Raw genomic sequence first — 14,020 nt, forward strand, 5'->3', positions numbered from 1 at the left:
CCAATGGCCAGAGGAGTTCAAAACGACCCGGCGACGCAAAACTACGAACAGGCCGTCCATTTTTTGAGTCATCACCCGATGTTTGGTCCACTGTCATCGCGAGCGCACTTTATACGTTCCGAGCGAAGTATTTGTCCGGATAACGGTTGGGTAGTTGTGACCCGGGAAGGCAGCTTGTATGCGCATCCGAAGCGCAGAGGGGAAGTCGGGGAATGGATTTATGTTCTCGCACATGCACTGTTGCATTTAGGCTTCGGACATTTTGTGGAAAAAGAGCAGCCGATTTTGTGGAACATCGCTTGCGATTGTTATATAACGCGTTTTTTAAGAGACATGAAGCTGGGGAAGCCTCCTGCTGAAATGGCCTTTGAGCTGGATAAATCGGGAAAGAGCGAAGAAGAGCTGTATGACTGGTTCGTGGAGCATGGGGTGCCGGAGCATTTGAAGCTGTTTGGAACGGGCGGGGAAAAACAGGCAGATATGCTTCTCGCGGATAAATATGCTCGGTACACCTACAACCGAGATGTGAAGTGGGAGCGTCTCTTGGGGATAGGGCTGGCGCAAGCGGTGCAAAGTGCTGTCAGCGTAGCGGGCGGCTATTCCGATGCTCTCGGGAATGAAGAGAACCAGCTGTCCGAGGCACAAAAGGCCAAACGCTGGTTCATCAATCATTATCCATTGCTGGCTTCCTTAGCGAGTCATTTCACGATTATCGAGAATTCACAGATCTGTCAGCGGCTGCAAATCTCGGTGGCAGCCATAGATGTAACAGCCAACGAAATCTTCATCAATCCTGCAGCTGGCTTGGATGAAGAGGAATGCAAATTCGTGATAGCACACGAGCTCTTGCACGCAGGTCTTCGCCATCATGAGCGCTGCCAAGGGCGCGACCCGTATTACTGGAATGTTAGCTGCGATTATGTGATCAATCAATGGCTGATGGAGCTCGGTGTCGGACGTTTTCCGCAAATTGGCGGACTGTACGACCCAGACTTGAAGGGACTTTCGGCAGAGGCCATCTATGATCGAATCGTGACGGACATGCGTACGTATCGCAAGCTTTACACTTTACGAGGAATCGGCATGGGCGATATTCTGGATGGCAACGATCCGCGTTTTTGGGAAAAGGGTCCGGGAACGACGCTGGATGACTTCTATCGCAGTGCGATGTCGCAAGGCTTGATTTACCACCAGGAGCGGGGACGAGGACTTTTGCCTGCGGGTTTGGTAGAAGAGATTCGCGCCTTGGGGCAACCGCCGATACCATGGGATGTTCAGCTTGCCCGTTGGTTCGACGAGCATTTTCCGCCGTTGGAAAAGAGTCGCACGTATGCAAGGGCAAGCCGCAGACAGTCCTCTACACCCGACATTGCCCGTCCTGCCTGGAGCTTTCGGGAAACGGATCGGCTGGCACGCACGTTTGGCGTCGTGATCGATACATCCGGCTCGATGGATACCAAGCTGCTCGGAAAAGCATTGGGGGCAATTGCGAGCTACAGTGAAGCGCGAGATGTTCCGTATGCGCGCGTGGTCTTTTGTGATGCGCAGGCGTATGATGCGGGCTACCTTTCTCCCGAGGACATTGCAGGTCGCGTCAAAGTAAAAGGACGCGGAGGAACGATTCTGCAGCCGGGCATTGACATGCTGGAGAAAGCAACTGATTTTCCGAAGGACGGACCGATTTTGATCATTACCGATGGGGAATGTGATCGGATCAAAGTAACTCGTAGTCATGCCATCATGCTGCCGAAGGGGAGTAACCTGCCGTTCGTGGCGCGAGGACCGGTATTTCGGATGGAATAGCAGTGTTGAAGAAGGCTCCGTATCGATGCGGAGCCTTCTTCAACGTGTAGGAAAGTTTAAGTGCTTCACATTGCAAATTCGACTAGATTTAAACTTTTCGGAGCGCATAAAAACTTTCCGCTAAAACGCGGTCGCTCCCCCATGAATAGGCCGCGATAGGGGTTTTTTTACGATCTTTTTACAAGGAAAGGGTAGGAAAAGCGATAAAATAGCTTGTATGATGAAGCGGAAAGCAAGAGAGGTGTACAGCGAAGTGAAGAATAATCTTCGAGAAGAAGCAGGGCAACAAAAAAGTAGTTGGAAGTCTGTGATGGAAGTTCTGCTCGTTTCTGCCAAGCTGGGTGTGACCTCATTCGGAGGTCCCATCGCGCATCTCGGTTATTTTCACAACGAATACATTCGACGTAGAAAATGGATGGATGAGCAAAGCTACGCTGACTTGGTTGCGCTTTGTCAGTTCCTCCCTGGCCCCGCAAGCAGCCAGGTGGGAATCGGAATTGGCATCATGCGAGCCGGATTGTGGGGAGGGGTTGCTGCATGGCTCGGCTTCACTCTGCCGTCAGTCTTGGCGCTCCTGATATTTGCGTTCACGTTACAGGGAGTAGACAGTGGCAGTGCTTCTTGGATTCACGGTCTAAAATTAGTAGCTGTCGCGATTGTCGCTCATGCCGTATGGGGGATGGGACAAAAGCTGGCCCCGGATCGAACACGGGTGACGATTGCGATCACCGCTGCTGCCATCACGTTGTTGTGGCATTCTGCATGGAGTCAGGTCACAGTCATGATTCTAGCGGGAATAGCAGGATTGCTTTTCTTCCGGCAGCCAAAAGTTTCGGATTTCCCTGAATTTCGTGTGCCGATCAGTCGTGCATTAGCCATTGCGTGCTGGATCGTTTTCTTCGGACTTTTGCTTGTGCTGCCCATCCTCCGAGAGAGTACGGGCTTTTCCTTGCTAGCGCTGTTTGAGAGCTTTTACCGTACAGGCTCACTTGTTTTTGGCGGAGGTCATGTCGTATTGCCTTTGCTGGAAAGGGAGGTAATCCCGACAGGCTGGGTAACGCAAGAAGCTTTTCTGACGGGCTACGGGGCTACACAAGCAGTACCGGGTCCATTGTTTACATTTGCTACTTATTTGGGAGCATTGATTGCAGGAGGAGTCGGTGCGATAGTGGCTACTCTAGCCATTTTTCTACCGGCCTTTTTACTCGTCATCGGCGCATTGCCGTTTTGGAATGCCTTGAGGAGAAATTCCAAAATCCAGGGATTGCTGGTAGGTGTGAATGCAGCAGTCGTCGGTATTTTACTCGCAGCCTTGTACGATCCGATTTGGACAAGTACCATTCTTGCCCCGATGGATTTTATCGTAGCGGCTATTTTGTTTATCATGCTGGAGCACTGGAAGCTGCCGCCATGGCTCGTTGTGGTTACGGGGGCTTTATACGGTCTATTGCTTTCTTAGACTGACAGGTCTCACGAACCAATAAAGCTGGTGAGAAGAAAAAGCACAGAGCTCGTAGACCTTGAAAACGCCTGCCCAGTCGGAACTTCCAAAAGGGGACCCGCTCGTCGAACACTTCTTCCTTGAGAAACTTCCGCCCGTAGGGTGGCTTTGGCTCGACGGTCCCCTTTTGGGAGTGTAGACGGACAGGCAATCCCCCAGCTGGCGTGTCAGAGTCGAAGAGACCTGTGCTTTTTCTTCTCTTCCACTATGTTGACTCAAACCAAAGAAGGTTTGCCAACTATGTATGTAACGCTTATAATACTGAATGAAAGTTCAGTATTGTTAGATGGGAAGTTGGTGAATTACCGTTGAATAAAAAGAAGCAGCAAACAGAGCAGACCAAGAAGAAGATAGCGGACGCGTCCAGAATTTTATTTATGCAAAAAGGCTACAAGGCTACATCAATAGAAGATATCGTGAAAGCTACTGGATACAGCGGCGGCAACATTTATTATCATTTCAAGAGCAAGGAAGGGCTGTTTTTACATCTGATTGAAGCTTGGAACAGCGAATGGGAAGAGGAATGGCTGGCCAAGGAACAGCTCTATACGAGCTCGATCGATAAATTGTATGGAATGGCTGAACATTTTGCGACCGATTTTATGAACCACCCGCTGACCAAGGCTGCTGATGAATTTTTCGACATGTTGGAGAAGCCTTCGGATGTGGAGGAGCGTATCAACAAAATGATCCAAGGCTATATTGACTTTAATCAACAGTTGCTCCAGAAGGGGATCGATAACGGCGAATTTGAAATGACGAATGTAACCGGAGTCGCCATTATCTTGGACAGTCTGATGTTTGGTTTAAATCAACACTCGCGCCGAATGGAACGAGAGGAAGCGCTGGCAACTTTTCGGTTAGCGATGGATGTGTTTTTATTTGGAATTGCCAAACCGTCCCGCTAGCTTTTTTTACGCGACTATCTAGAATGGATATTCAGTATTTAGGTAATGGATTGGAGGGATAGGAAATGGCTTTATTATTAAAAAATCAGGGAGCCTTATTGATTCTGATGTTCAATATTTTCCTTGTCTTTACGGGGATCGGGCTTGTTATACCGATTATGCCAAAGTACATGGAGAGTTTGGGAATTACCGGGGGGACTATCGGTCTGTTAGTTGCAGCCTTTTCGCTGACGCAGCTTCTTTGTTCCCCCATTGCCGGGCGATGGGCCGATTCGTTCGGAAGAAAAAAGATCATTGTGATCGGCTTGGTCGTATTTGCTATTTCAGAAGTGATGTTTGGAATAGCGAATTCTCCAGTCCTGCTGTTTGTTTCTAGGTTGTTAGGCGGGATTAGTGCCGCACTGATTATGCCGGCCGTAATGGCGTACTCAGCAGATATTACAACGAATGAAGAACGAGCGGCCGGTATGGGATATATTACGGCAGCCATTACTACCGGTTTTATTATCGGTCCAGGCATTGGAGGATACATTGCGGAATTTGGTATTCGCGTCCCTTTTTATTCGGCAGGAATTGCGGGATTGATTGCTGCGTGCATTACGTTGTTGATCCTCAAAGAATCGAAACCTACGGAAGAATCATTAGCTGACTCTTCTTCAAGTGAAAAACAACGAAGCAGTCTTCTCTCTCAGTTAATGTACTCCTATCGAGAGCCTTATTTTTTCAGTTTGATCATTGTGTTTGTCATGTCTTTCGGACTGGCTAATTTTGAAACGGTCTTTTCATTGTTTGTCGACCACAAGTTTGGATTTGGGCCGAAAGATATCGCGTTTATCATTACATTTGGGTCAATAGCAGGCGCAGTGGTTCAGCTTACTGCCTTTAGCTGGATCATGAATCACTTTGGCGAGAAAAGGGTCATTTCGATCTGCCTGCTCTTTGCTGGATTGTTTATTATCCTGACGCTTTTTGTTCACGGATTTTGGATGATTTTTGCCGTTACCTTTATCGTATTTCTGGCGATCGATATTTTGCGACCGGCCATCAGTACTCAAATGTCGATGCTTGCAAAGGATCAACAGGGGTATGTTGCTGGCCTTAACTCAGCCTTTACCAGTCTTGGCAATATTGCAGGTCCTATCGTAGCTGGCTTTTTATTCGATATCGATATCAACTATCCATACGGGCTAGCGTGTCTGATTTTGCTTATTTGTTTCGTCTTATCATTAGGAGTGAAAAACCGCAACCTGAAGGATGCCAAAACGGCTTCCAGTCAAGCATCCATTCATGGATGAGGAAACACGGCACTCCAACAAACGCAAATCAACGTACAAGAAGACCAGTCCATTGGGGCTGGCCTTTTTGTATTCACCGGACATAGCCATATCCAGGATATTTGACTACTGGCCATTTATCCTTGCGCAGGGCATCCAGTAATTCAGGACCTACACACAGGTTGGAAGCGACAAGTTCATGCGGGGTGAGTGCCATCCATTGATTCAGCGACACATCGACAAAGCGGTCGCTCTTGAACATTTCCAAAAACCACACTGTTTCCGTCCCGGTATTTTGGATATAATGCCCCGTCGCAAAAGGAACGTAACCGACATCACCTGCTTGGTAGTCAAAGGTTCGAGCGTTTCCATTTCCGGTAAAAACGGTCATGCGTGCTTGGCCCGAAATGTAATATTGCCACTCGTCGTTATTGGGATGCCAATGTAGCTCTCTCATGGCACCGGGACGTAGCTCTACGAGTGCTGCCGCGATTGCTTTGGAGATCGGAAAGTTGCGTGAATCGACGATGCGCACACTGCCGCCAGGTGTGATCAGTGGGCGTTGCGCAAGTAGACGGTGGGTAAAGGGAAGGGGGACGGTTCCGTAAGGGGATTCCACTTCATCTGCTTCGATGGAACCCGGAACCTCGTCTTGATAAATGTACACTTGCTCGCAAGGAATGTCGGCAAAGGCTGATTCAGGCACACCAAAATTCGCGGAAAGCACATCTATTGGCGTATGAGCAAACCAATCGGAGATCGATAGCGTATTCAGATCGGAAAAATGCCCATCGTCGAAAACGAGCAAAAACTCGCAGCCTTCCTCAAGTCCCTGAATCGAGTGGGGGATGCCGGGAGGGAAATACCACAAATCGCCTTTGCCGATATCTGCGATAAAATTACGTCCGCGTTGGTCAACGGACGTAATTCGTGCACGACCGAGTAGCATGTAAGCCCATTCCGCCTGCTGATGCCAGTGCAGCTCGCGCACACCGCCCGGCGTCAGGCTCATGTTTACACCCGCAAGTGTAGTGGCGATTGGCAGCTCGCGAATGGTGACTTCCCTGGACCAACCACCATGATTTAACGTCATGAAGGCATCTGAAAAGGAAAATTTTAGATTGGGCAGCAAGCCCGCATCTGTGACGGGAGGAACGAGCATATTCGGATTTTGCCGATCACGCATGACATTCCGTGGGCCGAGATCGACCCATCCGGTTCCGTCTCTCCTCATCGGTTGAGGAATTTGATTCCCTTTGTCTGGCGGATTCATTCGGGGCAACCTCCTTGTCGTACTTCATCCACTAACCATGCCTATGCATCGACTTGCCCGTTATGCATCCAAGCCGTTCTATCGTTTCTATGGGTGATTCTGTATAATTTTAGAAGTGATTGACAAATTGACAATAGTAGGATGGGAATAAAGATGAATAAGATTCCAAACGAGCAATGGTTAGCACGATATGAGCAAAAAAAACGGATGTTAGAGCCCCAAGTTGATTTACACTCCTACTTCACATCAACGGAGATCAGTGGGAGACCAATCAACTTGCTTTCTTTGGGGGATATTACGATCCCCACTGGAGACATCATCGTTCGTGATCCGCTTGCGTATCTGGAGAGAAATAGTGCCCCGTATTTTCGGAAAGTCCCTACAGGAACCTTCCCATTAACCGTTTGTGTGGTAACAGTCGAAGAAGACCATTATCGCTATGCAGCTGCTAAGGTGGAGTTCACAGATAAAACTCCCCAAAAATTTACGGAAGCCCTCATCGGAGACGAGAATCTCGAAAATCTAGAGGAAGGTGAATATTTTGGCTTTAACGTAGATGCAGGCCTTGCTACTGTGGTAGATGTCAAAACGAGAGATGCTTATCTGGATTTTTATGATAGCTGGAAAAAGGAGAATCCAGACGGCAATATTTACGATGGATATTTTGCAGATGTTTTTGCACAATGTTACAAAGACCATCCAAAATATCAAAGAAGCGCTGGAGATTATATCAATTGGAGGATACCAGGCACCGATTTATCGATTCCGATGATTCAGACGGGATTTGGAGACGGAGCCTATCCTGTCTATTTTGGGATAGATGAAGACGGCCAAATCTGCCAACTGGTGATTCAATTTATTTGCATTGAGCTTGCATTTGGAGAGGATGACAGTGAAGACGAGGATCATGCATAAATAAAGGAGCCCATGAGAGATTCTTGTAACACGAATCACTCATGGGCATTGTTTGGGCAAGAAAGCCTCTTACCAATCCTTTTTGGAAACGGTGCCTTGCTTATCTTTCTTTGGAAAAAGAAAATAGCTGGCTGTAAACAACAGATCAACCCCTAGAACAACAGTCCATAGCCGGAGAATTTGCCATAAAGCGGCAGTTCGTTCTGCATCATCGATAAAGTAGATGGTCCCCGCTAAGAGAGCCGCCCCAATTACATAGGAGAAGAGATGCCTAAACCAGCTTTTGGCGTAATATTTGGCATACTCCATGCCGTATAACTTGGGTTTAGGCGTACCTTGCTTCGTGACGTATTGCTGAAATTTTTCATCCGCCCATTGAATCATGCTTTTCCCAAATGCAAGCGATACCCCGATATAAACGGCAGCAAGCGCATGCGGAATTGTTGCGGTAGCTCCGCGATACAAATCCACGCTCGTGACGACGAGCAAAACCACATCAACAACAGGCGTCAGGGCGAGAAGAAAAAGCCCGGCCTTTTTTTGTTTGAGCACATACCTTGTGAAAAGGCCAAGTACAATGACCACCCAAAATGCGATTTCGCATGCGACAATCATCCATGCAACAAAATTCACTATACAAGTCCCCTTTTCGGAAGTTTCTTCTCCTGCATGAGGAGTTTTTTTATAATACATCTGTGCTAGCAAAAAGAATTTTACCATCGGCCCTTAAATAATACAACTGTATTGTTGAGGGTTGCTTGCCTTTTGCAAACCTTGTTAAAATACAGCTATGCCAAAAATAATCGATCATGAGAAAAGAAGAGAACAAATAGCAGAAGCAACGTGGCGTGTCATTGTCGAGCAAGGAATGGAGGGGGCGACGGTAAGGGGCATTGCAAAAGAAGCAGGAATTTCATTAGGTGCTTTGCGACATTACTTCGCAACACAGGATGAACTGCTGATGTATGCTATGCAGCTCGTAAAAGAGAGGGCGACAGCTCGAATTGCTGAAATCGCCGCCAATGAAGAATGGGCACCAAAAGAGAGAGTCACGAAAATTTTTCTGGAGCTTCTCCCTACGAATCAAGAAAAGATGGTTGAAATGGAAGTGTGGTTTGCTTTTACGGTGTACTTCCGACACAAGAAAGAAGGCTTTGATGCACAGCACGACGGGATCTATGCCGGCGTACGCAAGCTGTTAGAATCCGCTGATCAAATGAATCTATTACGCAAAGGGCTAGACAAAGAGATGGAAACAGAGAAGCTCTATGCCGTCATCGACGGTCTGGCGCTGCATGCCTATCTCGAACCACAGCGTGTCGATGGGGAGCGGATTACGAAAGTGTTGGAGCATCATCTTGCATCCTTGTTTCATTAAAGGACGTAACACATACAAATATTTTCATAGAAAAAGCAATCGGATCAAGGAGAGGTCGATCTGATTGCTTTTTTTGTCGGCACGTACATTGTGGGAATACTGCCTTAAACTCGACTTGAGCATATGTGGATCTTTATTCCATGTTTACATGCCGAACGTCCATTCGTAAAATGGTAGCAAGAAGGTGACGAAAATGAATGTGAAAAAAAATATCGCAGCCATATTGGATCACATAAAAACAGACGAACGATTTCGGGATAACATTGCGCATTGGAGGGTCATTCCTGCTCGTGAAGCAAAGTCCGTTCCATTTCCAAGTGAGCTGGACGGACGAATTCGAGATGCCCTAACGAATAGAGGCATTCCCTCCTTATACACGCATCAAGAAACGTCTTTTCGCCATGTACGCGAAGGTAAACACATCGTTGCGGTTACGCCCACGGCTTCCGGAAAAAGCATGTGTTATCATTTGCCGATCCTCCAGACGTTATCGGAAGACACACAAGCACGAGCTCTTTACTTGTTCCCCACCAAGGCTTTGGCGCAGGATCAAAAGTCCGAGCTGCACGAGCTAATTACGGAAATGGGACTCTCCATCAAATCAGAAACGTATGATGGTGATACACCTGCAAATATCCGGCAGATGGTACGCAAGGCAGGAAATATCGTCATCACCAACCCAGACATGCTGCACTCCGCTATTTTGCCCCATCACACCAAGTGGGTGTCTTTTTTCGAGCATCTCAAATACATCGTTATTGACGAGCTGCATACATATCGCGGCGTTTTTGGCAGCCATGTCGCCAACGTCATTCGGCGGTTGAAGCGTATTTGCGCTTTTTATGGGAGCCACCCGCAATTTATTTGCACATCAGCGACCATCGCCAACCCGAAGCAATTGGCGGAAGCCCTGACAGAAGAAGAGGTGGAGCTGGTCAACAACAATGGTGCTCCGTCTGGCATCAAGCATTTCCTTTTCTACAACCCGCCCGTGGTTAACAAGCAGCTCAATATTAGACGCAGCGCCACATTGGAGGCGAGGGACATTACTGAGCAGTTTTTGACCAATGGCATTCAGACGATTCTGTTTGCGAGAAGCCGTGTACGTGTAGAGATTTTGCTCACGTATTTGCAGGAGCTGATTCGCCGCAAGCTTGGGCCAAAAACGATCCAAGGGTATCGTGGCGGCTATTTGCCGAGCCAGCGCAGAGAGATCGAACGCGGCTTGCGCAATGGCGACATTATGGGCGTGGTCAGCACCAATGCCCTGGAGCTTGGGGTCGACATCGGGCAGCTTCAGGCATGTGTCATTACTGGCTATCCTGGCTCGGTCGCAAGCACATGGCAGCAGGCAGGACGGGCAGGAAGACGGCAGGGGGAATCCGTCGTTGTTATGGTCGGCAGCTCCACGCCATTGGATCAGTATGTGATCGCCAATCCGGAGTACTTTTTCGACCGCAGTCCGGAGACAGCGCGGATCAATCCTGATAACCTGATTATTTTGGTGGACCATCTTAAATGTGCTGCATACGAGCTACCGTTCCGTGAGGGAGATACATTCGGACGTGCGGAAATCGTGGAAATTCTGGAGTTTTTGACCGAGGAGCAGGTGCTTCATTACTCGCGGGGCAAATGGTTCTGGATGAACGATTCATTCCCGGCCCACAACATCAGTCTGCGGTCAGCTTCGCAGGAAAATGTCGTGATCATCGATATCAGTGAACGGGGAAATGAGCGTGTCATCGGGGAAATGGACCGTTTCAGCTCCATGACACTTTTGCATGACGAGGCCATTTACCTGCATCAGGGAACGCAATTCCAGGTGGAAAAGCTGGACTACGAGGAAAAGAAGGCGTATGTCCGGGAAGTGCAGGTCGATTATTACACGGACGCCAATCTGGCTGTTTCCCTGAAGGTTTTGGAGCAGGATCAGTCCCGTCGTCATGCGCAGAGCACGTTGGCTTATGGCGAGGTGGCTGTGAATGCGATGGCGACGATCTTTAAGAAAATCAAGTTCGAGACGCATGAAAACATCGGCTCGGGACCGATTCATTTGCCGGAAGAGGAGCTGCATACAAATGCGGCGTGGATCGGCTTTTCCGAGGCGTTGCTCGGTGAGATCGGGACTGAGGATGTGGAGCGTGGCCTGGTCGGTTTGGCGCATGTGTTGCAGCACGTTGCTCCGCTGTTTGTCATGTGCGACCCGATGGACCTGCACGTGATACCGCAGCGAAAGGCTGTTCATTCTCAGGAGCCGACGATTTTTTTGTACGACCGTTATCCGGGAGGCATCGGCTTGAGCGAGCAAGTGTATAAGGAAATGGAGACGATTTTGACCCAAGCAGAGCGGATGATTGTCTCTTGCCCGTGTGAGTCAGGCTGTCCATCTTGTGTGGGAGCGACAGATGACGGCAGCAAGGGGCTAGCCATGACCTTGCTGCGAATCGCTCAAGGGGGAAGTACTTATGTCTCTTAAATCCAAGTTGCAACGGATGAAGGGACATCTCTCGCTGGAAACGGACAAAGCGATAGCACCAGCAGTCGAACCGGAAACGCCCATTCGCAAGGAAGAGCAAGAGGAAGAGACGAGGGCGGCTGTACCAGCGGACAGCAATGCCGAGCTTCAGATACCTTTTACCGACAAGTGGAAGGAAATGCAGGCATCGCCCTACATCTGGGATGACGAGTACGTCATGATTCGTGAGGTTCGCTATCCGATCGATCAGCAGCATGGTGCTTACACCTTTTCCGAGCTGCACGAGGCGATCCGTATGTGGGAAGCGGCTGGTCGAGAGCATCCGCTGTCCGCTGCGGGCAGGAGACCAGAAGACTTGCTGTTTTTCGATACGGAGACGACAGGGCTGTCAGGCGGGGCAGGCAATGCGATTTTTCTTTTGGGGTACAGTCGTTTCGAGGGGGAGCATGTCGTGGTGCGCCAGCATTTTCTCCCGGGCCCGCATGCAGAGGTGACCTTGTACCAATCGTTTTTGGAGCAAGCACAGAAGTCCTCGCATCTGGTGACTTTTAACGGAAAGTCCTTTGACTGGCCGCAGGTGCGGACGAGGCATACACTGGTGCGCGATCAAGTGCCTGCTTTGCCTACCTTTGGTCATTTTGACCTTTTGCACGGGGCGAGGAGACTGTGGAGGGCGGAGCTGGAATCGTGCCGATTGGGAATCATCGAGCAGGAAAAGCTGGATGTATTTCGCGAGGATGATTTGCCCGGTTATTTGGCACCGGTGCGGTATTTCGACTTTTTGCATGCCCAAGACCCTGATGTCATCGAAGGCGTGCTACGTCATAACGAAACGGATGTCCTGTCTCTGATCACGATGTACATTCATATGACACGGCTATTGGTAGGGCAAGGGAGTGCAACGGTATCCTTCGAGGAAAGCTACGAAATTGCCAGATGGTACGACGCGCTTGGAGATCAGGAAGCCGCTATGGAAGGCTATCGCCTCGTCGCAGACAGTGAGCATGTGTGGAGTAACCGGGCCAAGCTCGCCATCGGTCATCTGTACAAAAAGCAAAAGGATTGGCAAAAAGCTCTAACCGTTTGGGAGTCGTGCATTCAGTCCACCGGATATGTCCCGGAAGAGGTGTATATTGAGGCTGCCAAGCTGTATGAACACCAGTTGAAGGATTGGGAGAAGGCTTTGCATTATACGAAGCAAGCGTATGAGCAGTGGAAGAAGCGCGGGAGTCTGTTGCGAAACAGGTCCAAGGCTGACGCAGAGGCGTATCAAAAGCGAATCGATCGGTTGGAAGGGAAGCTTCGCGGAAACGAAGCGGAAGAAGAGAGCTTGTTGTCCGGATTTTTGGATTGGGCGGATGAGTAACCATCTGGGGGGATTGAGATGAGGCACATTGTCTTGCTTCTGATGGTGTTTCTACTTCTAGGTGGTTGCTCCACTAATGATGACTGGGTGCATACGTTTACGGGGGAGAGTGACAATTGGATCGTGATCATGGAGATCAGGCCAATTGAGAGTGAACACACGACAGTTGCCTACTCATTTTATTTGGCAAAGAATAATGATGAATCAAGTAACGAAGCTGTATGCCGAAGCCGATTTAGTCAACGGGGGTAGAGCTAGCAACCTCAATCAAATTGATCTGGAAGAGATCAATGAAAAGCAGCAGCTACTGCTTTTTCAGGAGTACCCGAATCTCCTCTCACCCGATTTTCCTGGCAAAGATACGCCGAAAGAGCAGCTCGAATACTACTTCTCAGATTTGAAAATGAATCTAAAATGGATAGACGAACAGGGAGAGCATCAAGAACAAATCATGCTGAAATTAAAAGCAGCTCCCTGAACAAGGGAGGATGAAAAATGATTTTCAAAGACCTACAACATGCTTGGAACCCAAGTCCAGAGGAAATTAGAGCATGGGCATACAGTAATGAAAAGATCCCTGAGCAAGATTGGGAGCTGGCAGTAAACAGTTTTGAGAACATACCGATGATTTGTGCGTTTATTGACGATGAAAAATGCACGCACACTTCTTTTTTTCTTAGTAGTCTCTACGTTTTTACTGGGGATATCGTTCGGTCAGGAATAACGGAAGACATAGTCAGTTTATATGAGTTAGTAGATCATGTAACCAAAACTGCTAAATCAGAACAACTGAAAAACTGGGTCAAACGTTCTAAGCACCTGATCAAGCACCCAAAAGAATATGATTACGACTATTGGGGGCTAGGGTCCAAGTACGTCTATTAACGAAGTTACACAATCACAATGGATAGTCGCGAATATCTGTTGTGATTATTTATTTTTCCTAATCCTCCACACGTGCTCTTATTTCCAGTTATTACATTTGATGAACTAAATAGATCATGTTATATTAGAAATCCGCCTTTCAAAAAGAGCGGAACAAAATAAAACACCTAAAAAAATACCTGTTGACTCAAAATGATGATGCATGGTATATTGTGAACCTAGCGCTTTTGAAGTGCTAGTG

12 protein-coding genes are annotated in these 14,020 nt (G+C 48.4%); 10 read left to right on the forward strand and 2 right to left on the reverse strand.

Annotated elements, in window-relative coordinates:
* Positions 1-3: 3 nt before the first annotated feature.
* From HP401_RS04755 to HP401_RS04770, 4 genes are all read left to right on the forward strand, one after another.
* On the forward strand, positions 4-1,803 hold the full coding sequence (locus tag HP401_RS04755) for a vWA domain-containing protein (RefSeq protein ID WP_173604259.1): 1,800 nt from the start codon (positions 4-6) through the stop codon (positions 1,801-1,803).
* A 217-nt stretch (positions 1,804-2,020) separates the two neighbouring features.
* A complete protein-coding gene (locus HP401_RS04760) occupies positions 2,021-3,262 on the forward strand; it encodes a chromate transporter (RefSeq protein ID WP_173604260.1) in 1,242 nt (413 codons plus the stop codon).
* 350 nt (positions 3,263-3,612) lie between these two features.
* Positions 3,613-4,212 (forward strand): TetR/AcrR family transcriptional regulator, encoded by a 600-nt coding sequence (locus HP401_RS04765; RefSeq protein WP_173604261.1) that lies wholly within the window; start codon positions 3,613-3,615, stop codon positions 4,210-4,212.
* 65 nt (positions 4,213-4,277) lie between these two features.
* Positions 4,278-5,507, forward strand: a complete 1,230-nt coding sequence (locus HP401_RS04770; RefSeq protein WP_173604262.1) for an MFS transporter — start codon at positions 4,278-4,280, stop codon at positions 5,505-5,507.
* A 73-nt stretch (positions 5,508-5,580) separates the two neighbouring features.
* Here the strand turns inward: HP401_RS04770 and HP401_RS04775 are convergent, their stop codons facing one another.
* Entirely contained in the window at positions 5,581-6,759 is a 1,179-nt protein-coding gene (locus tag HP401_RS04775; RefSeq protein ID WP_173604263.1) for an oxalate decarboxylase family bicupin, read from the reverse strand.
* Positions 6,760-6,912: 153 nt separating this feature from the next.
* On the opposite strand from HP401_RS04775, the gene HP401_RS04780 reads away from it, so the two are divergent.
* Positions 6,913-7,674, forward strand: a complete 762-nt coding sequence (locus HP401_RS04780) for a DUF4241 domain-containing protein (protein WP_173604264.1) — start codon at positions 6,913-6,915, stop codon at positions 7,672-7,674.
* 69 nt (positions 7,675-7,743) lie between these two features.
* Here HP401_RS04780 and HP401_RS04785 read toward each other — a convergent pair whose 3' ends face one another.
* Entirely contained in the window at positions 7,744-8,307 is a 564-nt protein-coding gene (locus HP401_RS04785; protein WP_173604265.1) for a hypothetical protein, read from the reverse strand.
* A gap of 157 nt (positions 8,308-8,464) precedes the next feature.
* Between HP401_RS04785 and HP401_RS04790 the strand changes: the two genes are divergently transcribed.
* The 5 genes from HP401_RS04790 to HP401_RS04810 all read left to right on the forward strand — a co-directional run bounded on the left by HP401_RS04790 (position 8,465) and on the right by HP401_RS04810 (position 13,779).
* Positions 8,465-9,052 (forward strand): TetR/AcrR family transcriptional regulator, encoded by a 588-nt coding sequence (locus tag HP401_RS04790; protein WP_173604266.1) that lies wholly within the window; start codon positions 8,465-8,467, stop codon positions 9,050-9,052.
* A gap of 193 nt (positions 9,053-9,245) precedes the next feature.
* The gene (locus HP401_RS04795; RefSeq protein WP_047069536.1) at positions 9,246-11,528 is read left to right on the forward strand and encodes a DEAD/DEAH box helicase; all 2,283 of its coding nucleotides are present in this window, start codon (positions 9,246-9,248) and stop codon (positions 11,526-11,528) included.
* A complete protein-coding gene (locus tag HP401_RS04800; protein ID WP_173604267.1) occupies positions 11,518-12,894 on the forward strand; it encodes a ribonuclease H-like domain-containing protein in 1,377 nt (458 codons plus the stop codon). The genes HP401_RS04795 and HP401_RS04800 overlap by 11 nt, the downstream gene beginning before the upstream one ends.
* Before the next feature lie 145 nt (positions 12,895-13,039).
* Positions 13,040-13,372 (forward strand): hypothetical protein, encoded by a 333-nt coding sequence (locus HP401_RS04805; protein ID WP_254457000.1) that lies wholly within the window; start codon positions 13,040-13,042, stop codon positions 13,370-13,372.
* A 17-nt stretch (positions 13,373-13,389) separates the two neighbouring features.
* Positions 13,390-13,779 (forward strand): hypothetical protein, encoded by a 390-nt coding sequence (locus HP401_RS04810; protein ID WP_173604268.1) that lies wholly within the window; start codon positions 13,390-13,392, stop codon positions 13,777-13,779.
* Positions 13,780-14,020: the final 241 nt, after the last annotated feature.

Source organism: Brevibacillus sp. HB2.2, assembly GCF_013284275.1.
Lineage (GTDB): Bacteria > Bacillota > Bacilli > Brevibacillales > Brevibacillaceae > Brevibacillus > Brevibacillus brevis_D.

Bases quoted from the DNA above. Each gene is read 5' to 3' on its own strand.
- HP401_RS04810 (WP_173604268.1), top strand. From the start codon at position 13,390: ATGATTTTCAAAGACCTACAACATGCTTGGAACCCAAGTCCAGAGGAA.
- HP401_RS04755 (WP_173604259.1), top strand. From the start codon at position 4: ATGGCCAGAGGAGTTCAAAACGACCCGGCGACGCAAAACTACGAACAG.
- HP401_RS04790 (WP_173604266.1), top strand. From the start codon at position 8,465: ATGCCAAAAATAATCGATCATGAGAAAAGAAGAGAACAAATAGCAGAA.
- HP401_RS04760 (WP_173604260.1), top strand. From the start codon at position 2,021: ATGATGAAGCGGAAAGCAAGAGAGGTGTACAGCGAAGTGAAGAATAAT.
- HP401_RS04770 (WP_173604262.1), top strand. From the start codon at position 4,278: ATGGCTTTATTATTAAAAAATCAGGGAGCCTTATTGATTCTGATGTTC.
- HP401_RS04775 (WP_173604263.1), bottom strand. From the start codon at position 6,759: ATGAATCCGCCAGACAAAGGGAATCAAATTCCTCAACCGATGAGGAGA.
- HP401_RS04795 (WP_047069536.1), top strand. From the start codon at position 9,246: ATGAATGTGAAAAAAAATATCGCAGCCATATTGGATCACATAAAAACA.
- HP401_RS04800 (WP_173604267.1), top strand. From the start codon at position 11,518: ATGTCTCTTAAATCCAAGTTGCAACGGATGAAGGGACATCTCTCGCTG.
- HP401_RS04780 (WP_173604264.1), top strand. From the start codon at position 6,913: ATGAATAAGATTCCAAACGAGCAATGGTTAGCACGATATGAGCAAAAA.